General features: G+C 57.4%; 21 protein-coding genes and 1 pseudogene. 5 read left to right on the plus strand and 17 right to left on the minus strand.

What is annotated here, in order from left to right; all coding sequences use genetic code 11:
* The 3 genes from LJA86_RS02360 to LJA86_RS02370 are packed head-to-tail and all read right to left on the minus strand — an operon-like array spanning position 1 to position 2,959.
* Positions 1 to 963: a lysylphosphatidylglycerol synthase domain-containing protein gene (locus LJA86_RS02360; protein WP_229225527.1), complete on the minus strand. Its 963-nt coding sequence runs from the start codon at positions 961 to 963 to the stop codon at positions 1 to 3.
* Positions 963 to 2,201, minus strand: a complete 1,239-nt coding sequence (clsB, locus tag LJA86_RS02365) for a cardiolipin synthase ClsB (RefSeq protein ID WP_045909491.1) — start codon at positions 2,199 to 2,201, stop codon at positions 963 to 965. The genes LJA86_RS02360 and clsB overlap by 1 nt, the downstream gene beginning before the upstream one ends.
* A complete protein-coding gene (locus tag LJA86_RS02370; RefSeq protein ID WP_048222143.1) occupies positions 2,198 to 2,959 on the minus strand; it encodes an endonuclease/exonuclease/phosphatase family protein in 762 nt (253 codons plus the stop codon). Before LJA86_RS02370 ends, clsB begins: the two co-directional genes overlap by 4 nt.
* A 133-nt stretch (positions 2,960 to 3,092) precedes the next feature.
* Here LJA86_RS02370 and LJA86_RS02375 point away from each other — a divergent pair, with 133 nt between their 5' ends.
* A complete protein-coding gene (locus LJA86_RS02375; RefSeq protein ID WP_229225533.1) occupies positions 3,093 to 3,503 on the plus strand; it encodes a YbhQ family protein in 411 nt (136 codons plus the stop codon).
* On the opposite strand, the gene LJA86_RS02380 is transcribed toward LJA86_RS02375, so the two are convergent.
* The 5 genes from LJA86_RS02380 to cecR are packed head-to-tail and all read right to left on the minus strand — an operon-like array spanning position 3,465 to position 9,105.
* The gene (locus tag LJA86_RS02380) at positions 3,465 to 4,571 is read right to left on the minus strand and encodes an ABC transporter permease (protein ID WP_045909494.1); all 1,107 of its coding nucleotides are present in this window, start codon (positions 4,569 to 4,571) and stop codon (positions 3,465 to 3,467) included. The two genes, LJA86_RS02375 and LJA86_RS02380, sit on opposite strands and share 39 nt — an antisense overlap.
* 9 nt (positions 4,572 to 4,580) lie before the next feature.
* Positions 4,581 to 5,714: an ABC transporter permease gene (locus LJA86_RS02385; RefSeq protein ID WP_229225535.1), complete on the minus strand. Its 1,134-nt coding sequence runs from the start codon at positions 5,712 to 5,714 to the stop codon at positions 4,581 to 4,583.
* Positions 5,704 to 7,443, minus strand: a complete 1,740-nt coding sequence (locus LJA86_RS02390; protein WP_229225541.1) for an ATP-binding cassette domain-containing protein — start codon at positions 7,441 to 7,443, stop codon at positions 5,704 to 5,706. The genes LJA86_RS02385 and LJA86_RS02390 overlap by 11 nt, the downstream gene beginning before the upstream one ends.
* Positions 7,436 to 8,431 (minus strand): secretion protein HlyD, encoded by a 996-nt coding sequence (hlyD, locus tag LJA86_RS02395; protein ID WP_048027006.1) that lies wholly within the window; start codon positions 8,429 to 8,431, stop codon positions 7,436 to 7,438. The genes LJA86_RS02390 and hlyD overlap by 8 nt, the downstream gene beginning before the upstream one ends.
* Positions 8,428 to 9,105: a transcriptional regulator CecR gene (cecR, locus tag LJA86_RS02400; RefSeq protein ID WP_045909498.1), complete on the minus strand. Its 678-nt coding sequence runs from the start codon at positions 9,103 to 9,105 to the stop codon at positions 8,428 to 8,430. Before cecR ends, hlyD begins: the two co-directional genes overlap by 4 nt.
* Positions 9,106 to 9,310: 205 nt before the next feature.
* On the opposite strand from cecR, the gene rhlE reads away from it, so the two are divergent.
* Entirely contained in the window at positions 9,311 to 10,690 is a 1,380-nt protein-coding gene (rhlE, locus tag LJA86_RS02405) for an ATP-dependent RNA helicase RhlE (RefSeq protein ID WP_229225542.1), read from the plus strand.
* Positions 10,691 to 10,787: 97 nt separating this feature from the next.
* Entirely contained in the window at positions 10,788 to 12,965 is a 2,178-nt protein-coding gene (dinG, locus tag LJA86_RS02410; protein WP_021240984.1) for an ATP-dependent DNA helicase DinG, read from the plus strand.
* Here dinG and LJA86_RS02415 read toward each other — a convergent pair.
* From LJA86_RS02415 to LJA86_RS02435, 5 genes and pseudogenes are all read right to left on the minus strand, one after another.
* On the minus strand, positions 12,952 to 13,455 hold the full coding sequence (locus LJA86_RS02415) for a fimbrial protein (protein WP_229226243.1): 504 nt from the start codon (positions 13,453 to 13,455) through the stop codon (positions 12,952 to 12,954). The genes dinG and LJA86_RS02415 overlap by 14 nt on opposite strands.
* Before the next feature lie 5 nt (positions 13,456 to 13,460).
* Entirely contained in the window at positions 13,461 to 14,450 is a 990-nt protein-coding gene (locus LJA86_RS02420; protein WP_045909501.1) for a fimbrial protein, read from the minus strand.
* A 21-nt stretch (positions 14,451 to 14,471) separates the two neighbouring features.
* Positions 14,472 to 17,023 (minus strand): annotated as a pseudogene (locus LJA86_RS02425) (fimbria/pilus outer membrane usher protein).
* Positions 17,024 to 17,053: 30 nt separating this feature from the next.
* Complete coding sequence (locus LJA86_RS02430; protein ID WP_069719569.1) at positions 17,054 to 17,728, minus strand: molecular chaperone; 675 nt, start codon at positions 17,726 to 17,728, stop codon at positions 17,054 to 17,056.
* A 68-nt stretch (positions 17,729 to 17,796) separates the two neighbouring features.
* Positions 17,797 to 18,333, minus strand: a complete 537-nt coding sequence (locus tag LJA86_RS02435) for a fimbrial protein (RefSeq protein WP_045909503.1) — start codon at positions 18,331 to 18,333, stop codon at positions 17,797 to 17,799.
* Between the two features lie 256 nt (positions 18,334 to 18,589).
* Between LJA86_RS02435 and ybiB the strand changes: the two genes are divergently transcribed.
* Positions 18,590 to 19,552: a DNA-binding protein YbiB gene (gene ybiB / locus LJA86_RS02440; protein WP_069719568.1), complete on the plus strand. Its 963-nt coding sequence runs from the start codon at positions 18,590 to 18,592 to the stop codon at positions 19,550 to 19,552.
* A 118-nt stretch (positions 19,553 to 19,670) separates the two neighbouring features.
* On the opposite strand, the gene ybiJ is transcribed toward ybiB, so the two are convergent.
* The 3 genes from ybiJ to mcbA form a co-directional block, all read right to left on the minus strand.
* The gene (ybiJ, locus tag LJA86_RS02445; RefSeq protein ID WP_023310874.1) at positions 19,671 to 19,931 is read right to left on the minus strand and encodes a DUF1471 family protein YbiJ; all 261 of its coding nucleotides are present in this window, start codon (positions 19,929 to 19,931) and stop codon (positions 19,671 to 19,673) included.
* 285 nt (positions 19,932 to 20,216) lie between these two features.
* Complete coding sequence (locus tag LJA86_RS02450; RefSeq protein WP_048027017.1) at positions 20,217 to 20,483, minus strand: DksA/TraR family C4-type zinc finger protein; 267 nt, start codon at positions 20,481 to 20,483, stop codon at positions 20,217 to 20,219.
* Between the two features lie 120 nt (positions 20,484 to 20,603).
* Positions 20,604 to 20,870 carry a DUF1471 family periplasmic protein McbA gene (mcbA, locus tag LJA86_RS02455; protein WP_045909506.1) on the minus strand — a complete coding sequence of 89 codons (267 nt, stop codon included), beginning with the start codon at positions 20,868 to 20,870 and terminating at the stop codon, positions 20,604 to 20,606.
* 243 nt (positions 20,871 to 21,113) lie between these two features.
* On the opposite strand from mcbA, the gene rlmF reads away from it, so the two are divergent.
* Positions 21,114 to 22,025 carry a 23S rRNA (adenine(1618)-N(6))-methyltransferase RlmF gene (gene rlmF, locus LJA86_RS02460; RefSeq protein ID WP_045909507.1) on the plus strand — a complete coding sequence of 304 codons (912 nt, stop codon included), beginning with the start codon at positions 21,114 to 21,116 and terminating at the stop codon, positions 22,023 to 22,025.
* A 48-nt stretch (positions 22,026 to 22,073) separates the two neighbouring features.
* Here rlmF and ybiO read toward each other — a convergent pair whose 3' ends face one another.
* Positions 22,074 to 24,287: a mechanosensitive channel protein gene (gene ybiO / locus LJA86_RS02465; RefSeq protein ID WP_229225551.1), complete on the minus strand. Its 2,214-nt coding sequence runs from the start codon at positions 24,285 to 24,287 to the stop codon at positions 22,074 to 22,076.
* Between the last annotated feature and the right edge of the window lie 55 nt (positions 24,288 to 24,342).

Below are 24,342 nucleotides of genomic sequence, written 5' to 3' on the forward strand. Positions count from 1 at the left end.
TCACTTCGCTAGCATCCTCTCATTCTTCGCCCGCAGCTTTTTCGCCCGACTTTCCAGCACCAGATAGCAGATCGTGGCCAGCGCCAGCGGCAGGAAGTAATACAGCATGCGGTACGCCAGCAGGGCGGCGATAATCGTTCCCTGAGAAACATGCTCCCCGGCCAGCAGTGCAATAAACACCGCCTCCAGCACGCCGATCCCCGCCGGAATATGCACAATCACCCCGGCAATACTGCTCACCAGCAGCACGCCCAGCACGAAGAAGTAGTTTACCTCCTCGCCGATCAGCAGCCAGATGATGGCTCCCATCGCCATCCAGTTGGCGCTGGAAACCGCCATCTGCAGCACCGCAAACTTCCACGAGGGCAGGACCAGCTTTTGCCCTTTAATGGTCATATGACGGCGTCTGGCAAATGCGCAGGCCCACAGATAAACGGCGATAATCAGCAGCAGTACGATGCCCAGAATCCGCAGCGTGGCCTCATCGATATACCAGTGCGCGGGCAACTGCACCACGCCGATGGTGAAGATCACCCCGCCGAGCAGAATATAGCCCAGCCAGTTGGTGGTAATGCTCAGGGAAAAAATGCGCGTGATGGTCCCGCCCGGCAGGCCGAGCCGCGAGTAGAGGCGATAGCGCATGCCAATCCCCCCGACCCAGGTGCTCAGCGTCAGGTTAAAGGCGTAGCAGATAAACGACACCAGCATTACCTGACGTTTGGCAAGCTTGTGGCCGCAGTAGGCCCGACCCAGCAGATCATAGCAGCCGTACATCAGGTAGCTTACGATAACCAGCCCCGTCGCGCCCAGCAGCACCATCCGGTTATAGTTGCGGATGACTTTCCACACCTCTTCCCAGTCCACTTTCTGCGCGTAGACTACCAGCAACACCGCGACGGCAATAAAGAATACCCAGGTGAGGATCTTTTTTGCTAGACGCCAGCGTGGATGCGATTTCGACATCAGGGTTTGCCTCCGTCTTCCGCTTCTATGCGGTCCTGGGTTTCCATTTCGGGTTGTACCGGCGGGTCCACCTGCGCCAGCTTCGGCGTATGCGCTGGCAGCCAGCCGACCATCGCCGGGAAATGCCGCAGAAAGTGGAACACCACCACGCTGATGCCCAGGTTCCACCAGGTGCGTTTGGGAACCATGGACTCATCCACGCGCACGCAGTCGTTAACGATCAACGCCTGCAGGTTATCCCGCAGGGTCTGGTTAAACTGGCGGTCGTGAATGATCAAGTTGGCTTCAAGGTTAAGCGACAGGCTCAGCGGATCGAGGTTGCTGGAGCCCACGGTGGCCCAGTGATCGTCCATCAGCGCGACTTTGCCGTGCAGCGGCCGACGGCGGTATTCGTAGATCTGGACGCCGCCCTTCACCAGGTAGTTGTACAGCAGCCGCGCCCCGACTTTGACGATCGGCATATCCGGCTCGCCCTGCACGATCAGCTTCACGCGCACGCCGCGACGGGCAGCATTGCGCATGGCATGCAGCAGGCGATAGCCCGGGAAGAAGTAGGCGTTGGCGATGATCACTTCGCGCTTGGCGTTGGCGAGCATCTTAAGGTAGTGACGTTCAATGTCGTCCCGGTGTTCGCCGTTGTCGCGCCAGACGAAAAGCGCCTGCGCTTCGCCGGGCTTCCGGTTCTCTTCCGGGCGATGACGGCGTCGCCACCAGCGGCGAACGGCCTCTTTCCCCGGCAGGTTTTCCAGCTCAAACAGCAAGATGTCCTGCACCACCGGGCCTTCAATGCGAATGGCGTAATCCTGCTTCGCTTCCGGGCCGTAGTCGGACATATGCTCAGCGGAGTAGTTAATGCCGCCGACAAACGCCACCGTCTCATCCACCACCACAATTTTGCGGTGCATCCGGCGGAAAAGGTTGGTACGCATGCCGAACAGGCGAGGGCCGGGATCGTAGTAGCGGAACACCACGCCCGCGGCGGTCAGTTCATTGACGAACGCATCGCTAAGGTCCGGCGAGCCGTAGCCATCCAGCAGCACTTCAATTTTGACGCCACGCTGTGCGGCGCGCAGCAGCACGCTGTGCAGCTGCTTGCCGACGTTGTCTTCGAACCAGATGAAAGTTTCGAGGATCACCTTTTGCTGGGCGTGATCAATCGCCTTAAACACGGCCGGGTAATACTCGTCCCCGTTGACCAGCAGCGTGATCCGGTTGCCTTCCTGCCAGGAACATTTCATAGGTGGATCTCCGCGCTGAGCGGGGCATGGTCGGAAAGATGCCGCCAGTTAAGGAGCGCCAGGGCGGTCGGGCTGCTGGCATGGGCATTTTTTACGTAGATGCGGTCAAGCCGCAGCAGCGGGAAACGGACCGGAAACGTGCGCGCAGGCCTGCCGTTCGCCCGGGTGAAAATTTCCTCCAGTCCGGCCTCCACCTTCAGGGGGTGGTTTGCCCGCTGGCGCCAGTCGTTGAAATCGCCTGCCACGACAACAGGTTCACCGTCAGGCAGCGCGTTGGCCCATTCGGCCAACATTTTCAGCTGCGCCTGACGATGGGCTTCGCGCAGGCCCAGGTGAACGCAGCCGACGTGGATGGGCAGCTCAAGGTCGGGCGGGGTAATGCGGCAGTAAAGCAGGCCGCGTTTTTCGCTCTCCCCGACGGAAACGTCGCGGTTCTCGTAATGTTCAATGGGGTAGCGGGACAGCACCGCGTTGCCGTGATGCCCTTCCGGATAGACCGCGTTGCGGCCGTAGGCATAATCACTCCACATGGTGTCGGCCAGAAATTCATAGTGCGGCGTGTCGGGCCAGTTCTCAAAGTGAAGCGGATGCACTTCGTGTGCGCCCATCACCTCCTGCAGGCAGACAATATCCGCGCTGACGGTGCGCACCGCGTCGCGCAGCTCCGGTAAAATGAAGCGGCGGTTAAATGCTGTGAAGCCTTTATGAATGTTTATCGTCAGCACTTTAAGCGAGAAATGCTGCATTTTTTTCGTCATAAGCTCCTTCCTGAGTGACTATCCCAATGAAAATAAAGTGTAGTCGGCGTCACAAAAAGATGCGGCGTTACGGAATTTTCCGTAAAGTGCGGTAGTCTGATTAAGCAGAGAAAAATCCTTCAGGAGAGAAGCCATGAAGTGGCAACAACGTGTTCGTGTCGCAACTGGCCTGAGTTGCTGGCAGATAATGTTGCATTTACTGGTCGTGGCCGTACTGGTGATGGGCTGGATGAGCGGCACGCTGGTGCGTGTTGGCCTGGGGCTATGCGTCCTTTACGGCGTCACCGTGCTGTCGATGCTGTTCTTACAGCGCCACCATGAAGCGCGCTGGCGTGAGGTGGGTGATCTGCTCGAAGAGCTCACCACCACCTGGTACTTTGGTGCAGCGATGATTGTCCTGTGGCTGCTGTCACGCGTCCTGCAAAACAACCTGCTGCTGGCCCTGGCGGGTCTGGCTATCCTCGCAGGGCCTGCGGTGGTCTCGTTGCTGACCAAAGAGAAAAAGCTACGCGATGTTGCGTCTAAACATCGCATAGGCCACTGAGCCCGTCGTGGCCGCGATGACCAGTAGCGGCCACAAACTTCCCCAGACAATATCCAGACTCGCATCCTTCAGATAGATCTGCTTGGTAATATCCGTAAAGTGGCGAATCGGGTTTATCCACGTCAGATCCTGGAGCCACACCGGCATATTCTCAACTGGCGAGACGTACCCCGAGAGCAGGATCGCGGGCATCATAAAGACGAATACCCCAATAAACGCCTGCTGCTGCGTCGAGCAGAGTGCGGAAATCAGCAGCCCAAACCCCACCAGCGACAGCCCGTAAATCACCATCGTGAAGTAAAACAGCGCCAGCGATCCGGCGAACGGGATCTGGTAGGCCCAAATTCCCACCCCCAGCACGATGGTGGCCTGGAAGGTCGCGACAATCAGCGCCGGTACCGCTTTGCCGACGAAAATTTGCCAGGTGGCGAGCGGGGAGACCAGCAGCTGATCCAGCGTGCCCTGTTCGCGCTCGCGGGCGACGGAGAGGGAGGTGACGATCATCACCCCGATGGTGGTGATCATGGCGATCAGCGACGGCACCACAAACCACTTGTAGTCCAGATTCGGGTTATACCAGTTGCGCACCACCAGTTCGCTGTTGTTGGGCTTCGGTTTGCCGTCCATCAGCTCCTGCTGGTAATCCTTCACGACCTGCTGCAGATAGTTGGCCGCGATCTGGGCGCTGTTGGAGTTGCGTCCGTCGAGGATCAGCTGCAGCGGCGCGGTCTGGAAGGTATCCAGATTGCGGGAAAAATCCGCCGGGAACCGCACCAGCAGCAGCGCTTTTTGCGTGTCGATGGTAGGCTGGATCTCCTGCGGGCTTTTCAGCAGCAGGATGTGGGTAAAGGCTTTCGCGCGGGCAAAACGCTGCGTCAGCTCAACGGCGTGTTTGCCGTTGTCTTCGTTGTAAATGGCGATGGTGGCGTTGGTCACCTCCAGCGTGGCGGCAAACGGGAACAGTAAAACCTGGATCAGCACCGGCAACACCAGAATGGCGCGGGTTTGCGGCTCGCGCAGCAGGGATTGCAGCTCTTTGCGTATTAACGTCCATAAACGGTGAAACATGCGCGCTCCTTAATCTAACCGCCGTTTGGTTTTCATCCACGTCAACCCGATAAACATCGCCGCAGACGCCAGTAAAAACAGCGTGTTGACGATCAGCACCACCGGAATATTCCCTGCCAGGAACAGGCTCTGCAGCGTGCTCACAAAGTAGCGCGCCGGAATCACGTAAGTCACGGCGCGGATCACGGCAGGCATGCTGTCTATCTGGAAGATAAAGCCGGACAGCATAATCGACGGCAAAAAGGCGGCGTTGAGGGCCACCTGGGCCGCGTTAAACTGGTTGCGGGTGATGGTGGAGATGAGCAGCCCCATCCCCAGCGTGCTGAGTAAAAACAGGCTGGTGATAAAGAACAGCACCACCAGCGAGCCGCGATACGGCACGCCGAGGATAAAGACGGACACCAGCATGCAGAGCAGCATCGCCAGCATGCCGAGGAAGTAGTAGGGAATAAGCTTGCACAGCAGCAGCTCGACGCGCGTCACTTCGGTTGAAAGCAGCGCCTCCATGGTGCCGCGCTCCCACTCGCGGGCGATCACCAGCGAGGTCAGAATCGCGCCAATGACCGTCATGATAATCGTCACCGCGCCCGGAATAATAAAGTGCTGGCTGATGGCGGCGGGGTTAAACCAGTAGCGCGTCTGCACGTCGATGAGCGGTTTAAATTCTTCACCCCGATCTTCCGCCCGCTGCATCTGCCAGAGCTGCCAGATCCCCTCCGCGTAGCCCTGCACGAAGTTCGCGGTGTTCGGCTCGCTGCCGTCGGTGATTACCTGGATCGGCGCATCGGTATTCGCCCGCGCCATATTGGCGGCAAAATCCACCGGAATGACGATCAGACCGCGAATTTTCCCGGCCTGCATCTTCTGGATCAGTTCCTGACGATTGTCGCTGATGGTGGCGTCAATGTAGGACGAGCCGGTCATGGCGTGGGTGAAGTCCAGCGCCTCCTCGCTCTGCTGCTCCAGCAAAATCCCGACCCGCAGCTTGCTGGAGTCCAGGTTAATGCCGTAGCCAAAGATAAACAGCAGCAGCAGGGGGATCACCACCGCAATCAGCCAGCTGCTGGGGTCACGCACGATCTGCCGCGTCTCTTTTATGCACAACGCGCGCACCCGGCGCCAGGAAATGGCGTTACTGCGCATGGGCATTCTCCTTATCCCAGTCGTGGATGAGGGTGATAAACGCCTGCTCCATGGTCGGGTCCGGGACCTCATCGTCGGCGGCCTGGTTTTTCAGGTCGTCCGGTGTACCGTGAGCAATCAGCTTGCCGCGATACACCAGCCCGATGCGGTCGCAGTACTCCGCCTCGTCCATGAAGTGGGTGGTCACCATCACGGTCACCCCTTTTTCCACCATGCTGTTGATATGCAGCCAGAACTCGCGGCGGGTGAGGGGATCAACGCCGGAGGTCGGCTCATCCAGAAACAGAATATCCGGCTCGTGCATCAGCGAGCAGGCCAGCGCCAGCCGCTGCTTAAAGCCGAGCGGCAGTTCGTCGGTGGCGTGAGAAGCAATCGTCGTTAACCCGAAGGCGTCGCTCATGCGGCGGATCTTCTCGTTCTGCGTCCGTCCGCGCAGGCCATACACGCCAGAGAAAAAGCGCAGATTCTGCTCGACCGTCAGGTTGCCATACAGCGAGAACTTCTGCGCCATATAGCCCAGATGCTGGCGCGCCTTGCCGGAGCTGACCTTCAGATCCATATCCAGCACCAGCGCTTTGCCGGACGTCGGCACCAGCAGGCCACACATCATCTTAAAGGTGGTCGATTTTCCCGCGCCGTTCGGTCCAAGCAGGCCAAAAATCTCGCCGCGTTTTACCGCGAAATTGACGTTATCGGTGGCGGCGAAATCCCCGAACTTTTTGGTGAGGGATTTGGCTTCGATCACCGTTTCGCCCGGCGTGCCGTCCACCGTGTGCAGGATTGCGCCAAGCGGCGACTCTGATGTTCCCGCGCCGCCCAGCAGGTCGATAAACGCATCTTCGAAACGCGGCGCCGTCTCTTCCATGTCGATCTCAGGCATGCCGGGGGCATGGCGAATATCGTCGACGGTGGCCTCTTTTTTGAGGATCACCCGCACCGAGCGGCCCTGAATCATTCCGTCGCTGACCTGCGGCAGCTTGAGCACCCGCTGCAGCAGCGAGCGGTTGGACGCCTGCGGGCTGTGCAGCAGGAAGCTGCGCCCGGCCATGCTCTGCGTCAGCGTCGTCGGCTCGCCCTGATAAAGCAGTTCGCCTTCGTTCATCAGCAGCACGTCCCGGCACTGTTCCGCTTCATCGAGGTAGGAGGTGCTCCAGAGGATCAGCATCCCGTCGCCCGCCAGCTCGTGTACCATCTGCCACAGCTCGCGGCGCGATATCGGGTCGACGCCCACGCCGGGCTCGTCCAGCAGCAGCACTTTTGGCTCGCCCACCAGCGTGCAGGCCAGACCCAGCTTCTGCTTCATCCCACCGGAAAGCTTGCCCGCCAGCCGGTCGGTGAACGGGCCAAGGGAGGTAAATTCCAGCAGGCGGGCGAAGGTCTTCTGTCGGGCTTCGCCGGTGACGCTGCGCAGGTCGGCGTACAGGTTCAGGTTTTCCATCACCGTCAGGTCTTCATACAGGCCAAACTTCTGCGGCATATAGCCGAGCATGGCGTGGAGCGCGCCGTCATCTTTTATCGGGTCAAGGCCCAGCACGCTGGCCGATCCTTCATCCGGCTTCAGCAGCCCCGCCAGCATGCGCATCAGCGTGGTCTTTCCCGCACCGTCCGGGCCGACCAGGCCGGTGACATAGCCTTTCTGGATGGTGCAGTTCAGCGGCGCGACCGCCGGTTTGTCCATCCCTGCGAAGCGTTTGACCAGATTGTTGAGCTGGATAACCGCATCATTCATGTCGTTCCCCGCTGTTCACTTTTACGGTGACGGGCATGCCCTGGCGCAGGGCGTCATCCGCATCAGTCACGATGATGCGCAGGCGATACACCAGGTCGGTACGCAGGTCCGGCGTTTCTACTGTTTTCGGCGTGAATTCGGCGGTAGGGGAGACAAAGCCCACCTTGCCGTGATACGGCTTGTCCGGGCGACCGTCGGTATAGAGCAGCAGCTCGCGGCCCGGCTGCATCTGGCCGAGATTAGGCTCATCAATGTAGGCACGTACCCAGACCGGGCGGGTCAGGGAGAGGGTTAACACGGTGCTGCCCGCGCTGAGCATGCTGCCCGGCTCCACGGCGCGGGTCATCAGCGTGCCGTCAGACGGTGCGATGAGCGTGGTGTCGTGCAGATCCAGCTCCGCCTGGGCCAGTTGCGCCTGAGCCTGTTCAAGGCTGGCTTTCGCCTGGGCGATATCCTGCGGGCGGTTACCGGTGTGGTACTGGCTTAACTTATCCTGCGCGGATTTCAGCGTTGCCTGCGCCTGGTCGCGGGAGGAACGCGCATTTTCCAGGTCATTCGCGGAAATGGTACGGCTTTTCCACAGCCCCTGCTGGCGAGCGTAGAAGTTCTGCGCGTAGTCATAGGCCGCCTGCGCCTGTTTGACGGCCGCAGCGGCCTGAGCGATCTCTTCGTCGCGATAGCCGGCCAGCATCAGGTCATACTGTGCCTGCGCAACGGAGACGCCCGCTTTGGCCTGCAGCAGCGCATTTTCATAGGGCGCTTTGTCCAGCATCCCCAGCGTCTGCCCGGTTTTAATGGCATCGCCTTCGTCAACGCTCAGCGAGGCGAGACGGCCGCCGACGCGGAAGCTCATGTTCACCGTGCGAATATCCACGTTACCGTACAGCGTCAGGCCTTTATCCTGATGGCTCTGGTACCACAGCCATCCACCGACGCCCGCGGCAAGCAAAACAACAACCACCAGAATGATGGCGACAGGTTTTTTCATGACTTCAGGCTCCTTTGCGTTAAGCCTTGCAGGATCAGATCGAGATGACAGGCGATCACCTCACCGATCTGCGCGGCTTTATCCTCATCAAATTGTGTCCAGCCGGTGCGTAACAGGATGGTTTCCCGGCCCAGACGGAAGGCAAGGATTTCACCCAGCAGGGCGTGGGTATGCAAAATTGTCGCGGTATCGTTGGCATCCCGCCCGGTATAGGCGGCGATCAGCCGGGTCAGGTGGGTATGCATCGGGGCAATGACCCGATCGTGTACCCGCTGATAGGCGGCAGTGGGGGAGAGCTGCTCGCGGGAGATAAACTTGCTCAGGTTGAGCGTGTCGTCGTGGGTCAGCACGCGGATCATGTTGTGGCAGGCATTGAGGATCAGCTGGCGGATAGCCTCGCGATCGGGGGACGGCTGGCTGAGCAGCGCGGTGGCCTCCTCGACGTGCGGGTGAAACTGCGTGCCGATAAAATCGGCAATCCACTCGGCGCAGGCGAGATATAAATCCTCTTTTGAGCCAAAATAGTAGGTAATCGCCGCAATGTTTTGCCCGGCCAGCGCGGCGATATCGCGCGTGGTCGCATGCAGCCCGTACTCACCAAACTGCGCCAGCGCGGCGGCAATAAGCTGGTTTTTGGCCTGTTCACCTTTGGTTGTTGTGGGTGTTGTATTCATGGCGGCATTAAAAATTAATCAATCGATTGATTAAGATTATGCCTGATTCACGCTTACGTCGAGGGAACGCGGAGGGATATTTTATGCGCCACGTCACAAAAGCTGCTACACTCCGCCCCTTCGCGACATTGTGGTTTTTGTCCTCCTAATTGTTATATCTCCCTGAAAACTACACCTGTGATGGTCGGGGCGGTTCGGAGTTTTTATGTCTTTTGATTCCCTTGGCCTGAACCCGGAAATTCTGCGCGCGATCGCAGAGCAGGGCTACGTTGAGCCAACCCCAATCCAGCAGCAGGCAATTCCTGCCGTTCTTCAGGGCCGTGACCTGATGGCCAGCGCCCAGACCGGCACCGGTAAAACCGCGGGCTTTACGCTGCCGCTGTTAGAGCTGCTGGTAAAAAACCAGCCGCACGCCAAAGGCCGTCGTCCGGTTCGTGCGCTGATCCTCACCCCAACCCGCGAACTGGCCGCGCAGATTGGCGAGAACGTGCGTGACTATAGCCGCTATCTCAACATTCGCTCGCTGGTGGTGTTCGGCGGTGTCAGCATCAACCCGCAGATGATGAAGCTGCGCGGCGGCGTGGACGTGCTGGTGGCAACGCCGGGCCGTCTGCTGGATCTGGAACACCAGAACGCGGTGAAGCTGGATAACATCGAAATTCTGGTGCTGGACGAAGCCGACCGCATGCTCGACATGGGCTTTATTCACGATATTCGCCGCGTGCTGGCCAAGCTGCCGCCGCGTCGTCAGAACCTGCTCTTCTCCGCGACCTTCTCCGACGAGATCAAGGCGCTGGCGGAAAAGCTGCTGCATAACCCGCTGGAAGTGGAAGTGGCGCGCCGCAACACCGCCTCTGAGCAGGTGACGCAGCACGTTCACTTTGTGGATAAAAAGCGCAAGCGGGAACTGCTCTCCCAGATGATCGGTCAGGGTAACTGGCAGCAGGTGCTGGTCTTTACCCGCACCAAGCACGGCGCGAACCACCTGGCGGAACAGCTGAACAAAGACGGCATCCGCAGCGCGGCGATCCACGGCAACAAGAGCCAGGGGGCGCGTACCCGTGCGCTGGCGGACTTCAAGTCTGGCGACATCCGCGTGCTGGTGGCGACCGACATCGCCGCCCGTGGCCTCGACATTGAAGAGCTGCCGCACGTGGTGAACTACGAGCTGCCAAACGTGCCGGAAGACTACGTGCACCGTATCGGCCGTACCGGTCGTGCGGCGGCCACCGGTGAAGCGCTCTCTCTGGTGTGCGTGGACGAACACAAGCTCCTGCGCGACATCGAACGCCTGCTGAAGAAAGAGATCCCGCGCATCGAAACCCCGGGTTATGAAGTGGATCCGTCGATCAAAGCCGAGCCGATTCAGAACGGTCGTCAGGGCGGTCGCGGTCAGGGCGGCGGTGGTCGCGGCCAGCAGCCGCGTCGTGCCGAAGGTAGCGCGCTGAAGACAGCGGGCAAACCGCCGCGTCGTGGCAACGACAGCAAACCGGCCGGTGACAATCCGTGGCGCAGCGGCGAAGGCAAGCCGGCAGGCGAAGGGCAGCGCCGACGCCGCCCGCGCAAGCCTGCTAACCCGCAGTAATCTGGAAGCCCGGTCGTAAAGCCGGGCTTTTCTTTTTGCGGCAGCGAAGAGAAAGTGCCACAATAGTGGCTGTTTATACAGTGTTTCAGGTTTTCCAATGGCTTTAACCGCGGCGCTGAAAGCGCAAATAGGCGCCTGGTATAAGGCGCTACAGCAGCAGATCCCCGATTTTATCCCCCGAGCGCCGCAGCGGCAGATGATTGCCGACGTGGCAAAAACGCTCGCCGGGGACGACGGGCGACATCTGGCGATTGAAGCCCCGACCGGCGTCGGGAAAACCCTGTCGTATCTCATTCCCGGCATCGCCATCGCGCGGGAGGAGGACAAAACGCTGGTGGTCAGCACCGCCAACGTGGCCTTGCAGGACCAGATCTTCAGCAAAGATTTGCCGCTGCTGCGCAAAATCATCCCCGACCTGCGGTTTACGGCCGCCTTTGGCCGCGGTCGCTACGTCTGCCCGCGTAACCTGGCAGGGCTTGCCAGCAGCGAGGCGTCGCAACAGGATCTGCTGGCGTTCCTCGACGACGATCTCACGCCCAACAACAAAGCCGAGCAGGAGCTCTGCGCAACGCTGAAAGGCGATCTTGATGGTTATAAATGGGACGGCCTGCGCGATCACACCGATAAAGCCATCAGCGACGATCTGTGGCGCAGGCTCAGCACCGACAAGGCCAGCTGTCTGAACCGCAACTGTCACTACTACCGCGAATGCCCGTTCTTCGTCGCGCGGCGCGAAATTCAGGAAGCCGAAGTAGTGGTGGCTAACCACGCGCTGGTGATGGCTGCGCTGGAGAGCGAAGCGGTGCTGCCGGAGCCGAAAAACCTGCTGCTGGTGCTCGACGAAGGCCACCATCTGCCCGACGTGGCGCGCGACGCGCTGGAGATGAGCGCAGAAATTACCGCGCCCTGGTTCCGCCTGCAGCTGGATCTCTTCTGCAAACTGGTGGCCACCTGCATGGAGCAGTTCCGGCCGAAAACCACGCCGCCGCTGGCGGTGCCGGAGCGTCTGAGCGACCACTGCGAAGAGGTTTACAGCCTTATCTCGTCTCTGAACAACATCCTGAATCTTTATCTTCCCGCAGCCCAGGAGGCGGAACACCGCTTTGCGATGGGCGAACTGCCGGAGGAGGTGATGGAGATTTGCCAGCAGCTGGCGAAGCATCTGGAAAAGCTGCGCGGGCTGGCGGAGATGTTCTTAAACGATCTCAGCGAGAAAACCGGCACCCATGACGTTGTTCGCCTGCACCGCATTCTGCTGCAAATGAACCGTGCGCTCGGCATGTTCGAAGCCCAGAGCAAGCTCTGGCGGCTGGCCTCGATGGCGCAGGCGTCGGGCGCGCCGGTCACCAAATGGGCCACGCGTGAAGTGCGCGACGGCCAGGTCCACCTGTTTTTCCACTGCGTGGGCATCCGCGTGGCCGATCAGCTGGAAAAACTCATCTGGCGCAGCGTGCCGCACGTGGTCGTGACCTCCGCCACGCTGCGCTCCCTGAACAGCTTCTCGCGGCTGCAGGAGATGAGCGGCCTGAAAGAGAAAGCGGGCGATCGTTTTGTCGCGCTGGACTCGCCGTTTAACCACTGCGAGCAGGGGAAGCTGGTGATCCCGCGCATGAAGTATGAGCCGCTGATCGACAACGAAGAGCAGCACATTGCTGAAATGGCGGCCTACTTCCGCGAGCAGGTTGAGAGCAGAAAATACCCCGGCATGCTGGTGCTGTTTGCCAGCGGGCGCGCGATGCAGCGCTTCCTGGAGCACGTCACCGATCTGCGTTTATTACTGCTGGTCCAGGGCGATCAGCCGCGCTACCGGCTGGTGGAAACGCACCGCAAACGTATCGATAACGGCGAGCGCAGTGTGCTGGTGGGATTACAGTCCTTCGCGGAAGGTCTGGATTTGAAGGGCGATTACCTGACGCAGGTGCATATTCATAAAATTGCCTTCCCGCCCATCGACAGCCCGGTCGTCATCACCGAAGGCGAGTGGTTGAAAAGCCTCAATCGCTATCCCTTTGAGGTGCAAAGCTTACCTGCGGCGTCGTTTAATCTCATTCAGCAGGTCGGGCGTCTGATCCGTAGCCACGGCTGCTGGGGGGAGGTGGTGATTTATGACAAACGTCTGCTGACCAAAAATTACGGCCAACGTTTGTTAAACGCGCTGCCGATCTTTCCGATTGAACAGCCAGAGGTGCCCGAGGTAAAAAAACGCCCGGCAACACTGACCGCCGGGCGCAGGAAAAGCATCCGTGCTAAGGGGCGCGGTCCTACTGGTAAGTGAAGGTCACCTGCACCACGCTGCTGAACGTCCCCGCGCTCACCGGCATGGAGGTGGCGTAGTAGCGTGCGGCGAGAGGGAAGGTGGCCGTGTGATCGTTTTGATTAATCAGCGCGTTAAAGCTCGCCTGCGGGGCGATGAGGATATTGTCCTGCCGGTCCGCCAGCTCAAGCGCCAGCCCTTTTGCGCTGCCGATGTTGGCAAATTTTGTCGGGTGCAGGCTGTCTGCCTGGCCATAGAAAAAGGCCGTTGCCAGCGTCAGCGTTTTGGGACAATGCGAGACGTTCAGCGAAAATTCTTTCCATTCGCCCGTATCCCCCACGTCTTTAAAATTGCCGGACGCTGTCTGGCCGAGGTCGACGGTTAAGTTTTTGCTGGCGCTGTCGATCACGCAGGTATTGGCATAGATATTCCCGACCATCTGAACCTGGATATCATCCGCCCAGGCCTGCGTCATCAGGGCCATCCCAATGAAAAGCAGAATTTTTTTCATCATCGTCACTTATAGGCCAGAGTAATGGTGGCAACGGTGTTCGCCGGGCCGGGCGTGACCTCGTCGCTGATTTGCTGGTAGCGCACCTGGAAAGGGATATCCAGCGTCTGGTTGGCAACGGCCTCGCTGGAGGTCGTGACGTATTGATCGAAGGTGGCGATATCGTTGTCGAACAACATTCGCACCCCGACCCCGGTGGCCATTCCGGGCTGCTGAGTGAGTTTGATCACTCCAGCGTAGCCGGTCTCATAGCCGTTAGCGCTGGTGATTTTCACTTCAGGCTGCACCGTGGCGTTACAGTTGACCGTTACGTTAAACTCCTGCGCCGGCATGGAGAGCGTGCCGATGCCGATAAAATCGCTGACCGGAAAATCGCCTAGTACAACGGTGAGGTTTTTAGGGGAAACCGAACAGGTCACCTCCTGAATATTGACGTCGCCAGCGTAAGATACGGTGTTCGGAGAACCAATCCCGTCCATGCCATAAACGCCAATCCCAAACTTCGTCTGGTCAATTGAAAGCGTACCCGAGCTTACTGCATTGCTGGTTTTTATCAGTTCAAGGGTGACATCGAAGCTGAAGTTTCGCGCATCATCATTTGAGATGTAGCCAATGGGTGTACTGCGCGAATCGCAATAGACCCCACCCGCGCCCGTTATCCGCTGGCCTTTGTCGTTGACCAGCGCAATGCCAATCCCCTCCACGCCGGTACCGTACACGCCGGCGAGGCCCGGAATTTCGGTGCCGGTGCCGTAGTAGCAGGAGACAATTTCCTGACCGGCTTCATAGGCGTGGTCGCAGCTTCCCGCAACGTGAACGGTTTGTTCCGTTCCGGGAATACTTTCGCCCACGGGCAACGTGCTGGGTACCGATATGGTTGCCACGTTTAGCAACTTTGGCATATCGGGCGTCGTACATTCGGCCTTTGCATGGGGCATGAATAGCGCCGACAGGCCGAGCACGAATAAGAACACCAGTTGTTTTACGATCTGCATAAGGTCAACCTTTACGGTGAATCAATGACACTGCGCGGCAGCGTTAATGATGCTGTTTTTGTCTTTCTCATCCGTGAGGGCGTATTCAGCGACGCAATGTTCGCCGGCACCTTCACCCCACGAAACCGAGAGCGTGCCGCGCAGTGGCATGCCGGAAAGGTAGGTCTGGCCGCCGCTGCCCACGATAAATTCGCTGTCTTTATCGTCGGTGGTCACCGTTGCGCCAAAGGGCAGCGGTTTCCCGTTTTGCGTGAGCACCATCAATACCCGGTTCCCCACGCGGGTGTTAAAGCTGGCGCGCACCACCGCGCCGCGGGTCGGGGTAACAACCTGCGCGGCGTGGGTAACGTCGGCGTCGTCCGGCAGCGTTTCGGTGTCCAGGGCAATCGTGTTATGGCGGTAGGCCGTGACGAACGGCACCACGGTATAGCCGCGGAAGTCGGTTTCAACGCCGGTCTGGTTGGCAATGTGCGTACCGTGGGTGCCCGGCGCTTTGACCAGTGCAATCGTTTCGCCGAGCGGCTGGCTCAGCGTTATGCCGTTGGCGTGGGCGATAACGCCGCCCTGCACGCCGACGTTTACGCTTTGCTGATAGTTGTCCTGACTCACGCCGCCGCTGAGCTCGCCGTAGGTGCCTTTGTAGTCAGCGTTCATGCTGGTCGAGTTTCCGCTACCGGTGCGGCTAAGCCCCTCCTGGATGTTCCAGTTCAGGTTATCTTCGGCCAGCGCCGTGCCGTTAAGGCCAATGTTCTGCGTCGTGCCGTCTTTGGTATTGTTCAGGTTGTAGGTTGCCCAGGTGTTATGCATCCAGCGATCGAGCGGCACGGAGACGCTCAGTGAAAACTGGTTGTCGTTGGAGACGGAATTGCCGTTTTCATCGCTGGCGTCGGTATTCTTGTTCATGCTGTAGCTCAGGCTGTAGCTCACGCCGTGCCAGCTGTTGTTGTAGCTGACGCTCATTGAGGTCATGTTCTGGCTCTGGCTCCAGTAGGTCTCTTTGACCAGGCTCAGCGTCATTGAGCCCCAGCCTTCGGGCAGGGTTTGGTCGATGGTGGCTTCTTCACGCTCGCGGCGCTGCTGCGGTGCCGACCAGTCATCCGAGCGGGTATAGGATTCCATGGTGTCTTCCAGCGTGTAGAACCCTTTGCTGTTGTAGCGATAGCCCGCCACGGAAAAATTCGTCCCCGATCCCGCAAAATCTTTGCTGTAGCGGAGGCGCGCAGACTGCCCTTTGCTGGACTGCTGTTTTTTCAGCAGCGCTTTTGCGCGGGTGACGTCGAGCGAGAAGGCGCCTAAATCTCCCATGTTTTTACCGACGCCCACCGCCTGAGACTGATAATGGCTGCTCTGCTGCACGCCGCCGTAGGCGGTGAATCCGTAAGGTAAGCCGTAAATTACGCTCCCCTGGGCAAACGGCGTTTTCTCGACGTCGCTGTCATACGAGCGGTAGCGGCCTGCGGTTACGCTGTAGCGCAGGTTTTTTTCACGCTGCAATACCGGCACCGACGCGTAGGGCACCACAAAGTGGCTTTCGCTTCCGTCGGTCTCTTTTACGGTCACCTGCAGATCGCCGCTGCTGCCGGTAGGGTGGTAGGGTAGAGATCGTTAATTTCAAACGCGCCGGGGGCGACGGTGTTCTGGTAAATGACATAGCCGTTCTGGCGAACCATCACCAGCGCGTTACTGTGCGCCGTTCCGCGAATAATCGGCGCATAGCCTTTTTCGCTGTCCGGCAGCATGTCGCTGTCGGAGTTAATCTGTACCCCGGTATAGGGCACGCTGTCGAACACATCGGCAGGCGAAGAGCTCTGCCCGACGGTGAGATCGCTTTTCATCGACACGATATCGCGCTGGGCATAGGTATAGACGGAGGAGAACTTCTGCTGTTCTTCCTTGCCCGTCGTGCTGCGATTCCAGGTGGAATAGTTGCGTACGCGCCAGGCCCCGACATTAAAGCCCGGGCGCAAATTGACGTACTGGCTGCTGTTATCCTCTTCGCCCTGCTGGCGAGCGTGGCTCTGGCTGGCGTTGGCGCTGTAGTTTAATAAGCCTGCGGTGATCCCTTCATCAAACTCTTTGGGATCGATATAGCCGCGTGGCACCTGGCCCAGTGCCGTTTGCGGTATGCTCAGGAGCAGCTGTTGATTCCGAACGTGGAACGAGGCCGATGCCGAAGGGATGGCGCTTAAGTCGGCACACGAACCCTTTGCCATTAACTGCGGGTATTTTTGGGTTTTGATGCCCAGACTTTTTAACTCTTCGAGGCTAAAACAAGGCTGAAGTGAACTGTTGCCCCGGCCATCCTGCTGCAATGTAAACGTCACGTCACGGGTGTCGATTTTATTATTATCAATATAGATCGCGACCTGGTATTTCCCCGGCGCCTGTCCAGGCCCTTTTTCATATACGGAGAGATCCGTTTTGGTCTGCTGAGGGTTGTCAATATCCAGCAGTGCCGGGTTAAAATAATCATCAGCCCATGCGAACTGCGCAAAACACACGGCTGCCAGACCACATAGCAGGGTCAGCAGCGTGAATAATTGGCAGGTGAACGGCTTTTTATGGCTGTACATGATTATTTTAATGCGTTATCAGACATGAAATTAATGAACGGATTTTGTCCAGGTTTTGCTGATGCTGCCGTAATCCGTAATAATGGAATACGTCACAGTATCGCCACCCGTATTGGCTGGCAGGGTAATGTGCGTTCCGGTTTCAGGCACGGCCCAGGTAGCTTTCGTGATTTTATGACCATTCAACGTCACGCTCTGGAAATTCATATAGAAGGGGGTCGGATTATTAACGACCAGATCGTTGCCTTCACGATGCCATTCCAGCTTATCCGCCATCTCTTCCGGCTTGCCCTTAACGGACGATGGGCGGTAAAGCAATTTGATGCGCGTATTAATCGCAATTTGCAGCGTATTCACCCCCTCAACGTGCTTCGATGAGGGAATCGCTTTAATATTTAACCAGTACAGCGATTCGCGATCTTCCGGTAAATTCCCGCCGGTGCGAACGACGCGCAGTACGTTATCCTCTTTCGCATCAAGACGAAACAGGGGCGGTGTAATCAGGAATGGCGCAGCGGCATGATTTTTACTGTCGGCATCAACCCAGGACTGCACCAGATAATCCGTTGTATCTGGATTTGAAATACCAAGAGATGACTCCTTTTTATCTCCCCGGTAGACCAGGCGGGTGCCATTAATAATGACCCCCGCATGAGCGGTCGCGGCTACCAGTAACAGAGTGCTCAGTAAATAACCATGGCGCATAAATATTTCTCAACATAAAGAAAAGATATTAGCTTTGACACAAAGCTAATATCTTCAGATTGAAAATATCAGTTATAAATAACGGTGAAGGTCGATACGGAGTTAGCAGGGCCAGCCGTAACGGCAGCCTGCGTCTGAATATATCGCGCTGCAAATTCCAGATCGTTAACCGTACTTCCTGCGTTGAGTGGATACGCGCGGGAAGGCGTATATAAGCTGACGGGTTGTTCAGATGAGTCAAGCAATTGAATGGCGACGCCGGTTGCGGCATTCGCATCTGCCGTTAACGCCAGCGTGGTGCTGTTATTCGCATCTGGCGTACCGCCAAAATTAATTGCTGCAGAGGTGACCGTCTCCGGACAATCTTTTAACTGAATATCAAATTTTGTTGGTGTGCTGGTGGAGCCTGCACCGGTGAATACCGTTTTAGAAACTTTGCCTAACTGGACGTTGAGTGGATCGCTTAATCCATTTACTACCTGACAGGCAGAATCAATAATTTCGCCGGTAAAGTTAATCTGCCCTTCACCGTTTGTTGCCGCAAAGGCGGATGCAGAACACCCTATCGTTGCAGCGATAAATAAACCTAAAGCAACCTTGTTCATAGTCAATCCTGGTGTGTTTCGGGTAAAAACGTTGCCTGGACGTTTTCACCGTGACCCTCAATAGTGTTTCGGCGACTATTTAATCAAAAAAGATATGCTTTAGAATCTTCTATAGAAATCACAAATAATTGAAATAAAGCTTGTCTTTCGTTAACTGCTAAAAAATCAGCGGGTTGATTGTCTTCATAAAAAACTATCGGCCAGCGCTTCTTCAGGACTATAGTGTTCACAAGATGACGTAGTCAGGAGAAAAGACGTGGATTATCGCAAAATTATCAAAGAGGTAGGGCGGGGCAAAAATCATGCGCGCGACCTGGATTACGAAACGGCTAAAGCACTGTATACGCACATGCTGAATGGCGATGTGCCAGATCTGGAGATGGGCGGCATCCTGATTGCGCTGCGTATTAAAGGGGAAGGCGAAGCGGAGATGCGCGGTTTTTACGAGGCGATGCAGGCGCAAACGATGCGCTTAACGCCGCCAGTCGCAAAGCCGATGCCGATTGTCATCCCCAGCTATAACGGGGCGCGTAAACAGGCAAACCTGACGCCGCTGCTGGCGATTTTACTGCACAAGCTTGGATTCCCGGTTGTCGTTCACGGCGTAAGTGAAGATCCCACGCGCGTGTTGACGCAAACCATCTTTGAGCTGCTGGACATCAAGCCGACCCTTCATGCGGGTCAGGCGCAGGCGAAGCTTGACGGGCATCAGCCGGTCTATATTCCGGTTGGTGCGTTCTGCCCGCCGCTGGAAAAGCAGCTGGATATGCGCTGGCGTATGGGGGTGCGTAACAGCGCCCACACGCTGGCCAAACTGGCAACGCCGTTTGGCGAAGATGCCGCGCTGCGGCTTTCCAGCGTCTCTCATCCGGAGTACGTGACGCGAGTCGGCAAGTTCTTTGAAGAGGTTGGCGGGCGCGCTTTACTGATGCACGGCACCGAAGGGGAGGTGTATGCCAACCCGCAGCGCTGCCCGCAGATTGTGCACATTGATTCTACCGGCGCGCGCGTCATTCTGGAGCGCGGGACGGATAATCGTGATGTGGCGTTGCCCGAAGCCAAAGATCCGCACACCACCGCCCACTGGATCACCCAGTGTCTGGCGGGCCAGGTCCCTGTTCCGCACGCCATTACGCAGCAGATGGCCTGCTGTCTGCTGGCGACGGGTGAGGTGGACTCGATAGAGGACGGTCTGGCGCGCGTGGCGCAGTCTTTTTAACTAAAAAAAAGCCCGTCCAGTGGCGGACGGGCAAGCAAGGGTAACAAACAACAGGGTCAATGAGGGTTGGAGCAGCTCACCAGAGGGTTTGGCGAGGGGACAGCATTCGTTCAGGCGATTATTTGTAGATAACCGCGGTACCGCTCAGCTTGTTATTGCCGTTAGCGGAGGTAATGGTGTATCCGCTTGCACCGGCAGCAGCCGCTTTCTCAGCCAGTTTGGCTTCCAGACCGTCCAGCGTGGTCGCGCCATCAGCGCTTACCACACCGACTTTATTCATGTTCTGTGCCTGAGTTGAAGAGACTGGCTCTACGGCGAAAGCACCGAAGGACAGAGCGGACAGGGCAACAGCAGCTACAGCATATTTGATGGTTTTCATAATTAATCTCTCGCAGGTGTTTCTGTTAAGGGGACGATGTTCCGTCGATGTGATAAGTATCACGGTTTTTTTCGAGGGATAAAATCGAAGAGAATTGACGTGGTTGCTCAAAAAAATTGAATGACAAATAACTTATTGAATATTAATAAATTCAAACTGGCGATTTACACTTCTTGTTGATGCGCTTTACAGAAGAAAGATGAAGGGCACATTTTGCTACGCGGTTCGCTAAAAATCGTGAGCGTAAAGGTAAGGGCCTGTGCGGTTAACTTAGGTAAAGGAAAGTCAACGTAACTGGCTGTCTTTCGAACCCCTGCGATTATATCCCGAATGTGATGAATTTTTCGAATCTTTATGCTGCTGGCAGGTGATGCAAAGCCTTACGCCGGGGATGGCTTTTCGGCGCGCCTCGGGAATAGGGTCTCCACACTCTTCGCATTCAGTTAAGCTTTCGCCGCGCGGAATTTCACCGCGGGCACGCGCTACCGCATCTTCAATTGTACTGTTGATCTGGTCGTTAACGGCATCATCATTTGCCCAGCCGGAAGCCATTATGTCCTCCTGATATTGGTTCAGCCCTGCTTTTAATATGGGGTTAAAAAACGAACAGTCAAGGCGAGGGGGAAGAGAACTGCATCCGGTGGACAGATGCAGTCTGGGGAAAAAAGCTGATTATTTATAAATGGTCGCTGTGCCGTACATATGGTTATCGCCGCCAGCGGAATTCACCACGAAGCCTTTTGCACCTTCCTGACGGGCTTTTTCGGCAAGTTTAGACTGGAGATCGTCAAGGTTGCTGGCACGGCTTACCGAGACGGTGCCCGCAGGCCGAAGCTGGCTGGTGTCGGTACTCGGGGTCAGCGACTGAACGGCCATCGCAGAGAATGACGCAGTCGCCAGGGCGGCAGCGATAACAGCAAGGGTCAGATACTTTTTCATAATCACATCCTCATGAGGAAACAACAGGTGATTCCCCTTAAGTTTAGAAGCCGGAGGAGTGTGACTTAGCGCAAATATTTGATGATGATCTGCTTATTTTTTGAACAATATCTGTTGACATTTCGCTGACAGATCATAGACATAAAGGTGTTTGATTTATGTCGAATTTTTAATCGATGCAGAGAAAGATTTACCGTTGGGCCAGCAAAGGGTATCTTACGCCGCTGTTTAAAGGAGAACGCCATGACTTCCCAAAAGCCGGGATTGCACCCACGAAATCGCCACCGCAGCCGCTACGACATGAATGCGTTATGCCTGAGCTGCCCGCCGCTGCAGGACTACATTGTCCAGACCCCCGCGGGTGAACCTTCGGTCAACTTTGCTGACCCCCAGGCGGTTAAAATGTTGAACAAAGCGCTGCTTGCACACTATTACGGTGTGGCGAACTGGGATATTCCCGAAGGCTTTCTCTGTCCACCTGTGCCGGGCCGCGCGGATTACGTGCATCACCTTGCCGACCTTCTTGCCGAAGGTAATGAGGGCGTTGTTCCAGAGCAGGCCACCATTCTGGATATTGGCACCGGGGCGAATCTGATTTACCCGCTGATCGGCGCGCATGAATACCACTGGCGCTTTACCGGAAGCGAAATCGGTGCCGAGGCCTTTGCCAGCGCCCAGGCGATTATCAGCGCGAACCCTGGGTTAAGCCGCGCCATTCGTCTGCGTCGTCAGAAAGAGGCGGCGTCGATCTTCAACGGTATCATTCACAAAAATGAAAGCTATGACGCCACGATGTGCAACCCGCCGTTCCATGATTCGGCGGCCGCGGCGCGTGCAGGCAGCGAGCGCAAGCGCCGTAACCTGGGTCAGGCGGAAGATGCCGCGCTGAACTTCGGCGGTCAGCAGCAGGAATTATGGTGTGAAGGCGGCGAAGTGGCGTTTATCCTGCGCATGATTGCGGAAAGCAAACAGTTTGGTCGTCAGGTGAAGTGGTTCACGACGCTGGTTTCCCGCGGAGATAACCTGCCGCCACTCTACCGCGCGCTCACCGAAGCGGGTGCCGTAAAAGTGGTGAAAAAAGAGATGGCGCAGGGCCAGAAGCAAAGCCGCTTTATTGCCTGGACGTTTATGGACAATAACAAACGTCGCAAATAGCACGCCGTCGTAGGCCGGGTAAGGCGAAGCCGCCACCCGGCAACGAGGCTACAGCGTTGGCTCCTGCGGTGGGAGCGGCGCTGCGGGCGGCGGCAGTACCTGATAGGTCTGGACCGGCATCCGCACGTTCGCCAGATCGAAGTGTTTTTTCACCATGCTGTCGAGCGCAAAGCGCACCGTCCACTGCTTCAGCGGCTGGGTGGTGAACGACACGCGCAGGGTAAAGGCCGTGTTCGTCAGCCCGACAATGCCGGCAAATGACGGCTCGCCAATCACCAGTCCGCGAATATCCTCCATCTGCATCAGCTCTTCTACCGCATCGCGCAGCGCCTGCTTCGCTTTATCGGCATCCTCATGACGATCCACATCGTAGTTTGCCACCACGGAACCAATGCCGCGCACAAAGTTGGCGAAGGTGGTTATCGAGGACCAGGGAATGATGTGGTACGCCCCGGTGTCCTGGCGCACGCCCACCGAGCGAATCGACATCCTCTCAACGGTGCCGGTTAACGGCCCAATAGTCACCAGATCGCCCGTGTTCATCCCGTTCTCAAACTGGATAAAGATGCCGGTAATAATATCCTTCACCAGCGTTTGCGACCCGAAGGAGATCGCCAGCCCCAGGGCACCGGCACCGGCCAGCAGCGGGGCGATATTCACTCCGATTTCCGACAGCACAATCATAATGGTGATGGTACTGATAATGACCGCCAGCGCGTTGCGGAACAGGGTTAACAGCGTTCTTGCCCGCGCGCTGGGCAGGGGACGGCCATGAATATCCGATACCAGACGGTTCTCGATAAGGCTCGCCAGCAGCGTCCAGCCGACGGCAGAGAAGAACAAAATCAACGCGATGCGAATCAGGATGTCGACCGTTTTCTCACCCGCACCGTTGTGCAGCCAGTTCCAGAAATCAAACAGGCTCCACGCATTCAGGAGCAGCATAATCGCCACGCAGACGGTGAGGATGCGCGCCACCTTCAGCGATACCGACATCCAGCCGTTTACCCGTTTTTGCAGTTCCGGGTAATTACGCTGTACCTGCGGCGACAGGGTGATGGTTTTCGAAATCCAGCGCGACAGCAGCCCCGAGACAAACGCCGCGATGCCGATAATGGCCAGGCTTTTGAACGTCGCCCCCATCATGAATTTCAGGCTATTGCCCGGGTCGAACAGCGAGAAGAAGCACAATACGATGAAGTAGGCGCTTGCCAGCCAGTGCCACACCAGGGCGAAAGCGCGGATAAACAGGCTAAAGAACGAGAGGGAGCGATCGGCCAGATTCAGCAGGCTTTGGGTAATGGTTTTTTTATTGTGAAAGATCAGATACAGCGACCAGACGGTAATGCAGATCATGATAATGACGTTTGCCAGCGCGCCAAACTGGACGTTCACCTGGTTGGAGATGATCGGCACGGCAACCAGCAGGCCGTAGCCAATCAGCCCGCTGAGCACGCTCAGACGCAGCGCCCAGTACTTCGCCGTTTCATCCCGGATGGCGAAAGGACGCAGCGCCGGTACGTGGGGACAAAAGAGTAATCGCAGCAGCGCCTTGAAGAACTCAATCAGGGCAAAGGCATTCAGGAAAAGCGACTGCTGGAAGGCGATGGTTTTGTTGCCCGCGTTCAGCCTGTCGGCCAGCATCTGGCCTAAGAACAGCGTCAGCGCCAGCAGCAGTAAATCAATGATAAACGCTGAGGCTATCATCAACGGCAGGTGCAGCCAGCTGCTTTTCTGCTGATTCTTTCTGCGTCCCCATTGCCCCATTTTGCGGTACAGCGGCCACGCGCACAGGCGCACCAGCCAGTAAAAAAGGAAGACTGCACCAGCCAGCATCAGGAACTGCGTGGCGGCGGCGGTAAACGTTTGTGGGTTAAACGGCTTATGCGGTGAGCCAATCAGGTTGCGGTAGAGCTGAGCAAAGCGCGAGGAGAGCGCTTCCCCATAGTGTCGGCTCACGTCGGTGACGTTTTCCAGCACCGTTTTTTGTTCCTCCACCTGAGGAGGGGTGATGACAGGCACCGGCTCCTGTGGCGGCGTGGCGGCCACTTTCCGCAGCTGGCTGATGAGTTCCTGCCGGGAGGTGTCGTTCTCAAGGACGTCGGCGAGGGCTCTGTAGGCGGCTTTTTTCTGTTCGACATCGGGTTCAGGAGGGGGCGTACTTTGCTGACTGGCGGTTGTTCCGGTGGTCACGCCGGGGATCGCGACGGCGAACGATGGCGCACTAAACAGGCTAATCAACAGCAACAGGATCCACGGCACGGCGTCCTCCGGTGAAAATGTCGAACAAAATGATAAGTATAGAAGTCGGGACGCG

Origin of the sequence: Enterobacter sp. TCD1-1 (genome assembly GCF_020567405.1) — a bacterium.
GTDB classification, from domain to species: domain Bacteria; phylum Pseudomonadota; class Gammaproteobacteria; order Enterobacterales; family Enterobacteriaceae; genus Enterobacter; species Enterobacter quasiroggenkampii.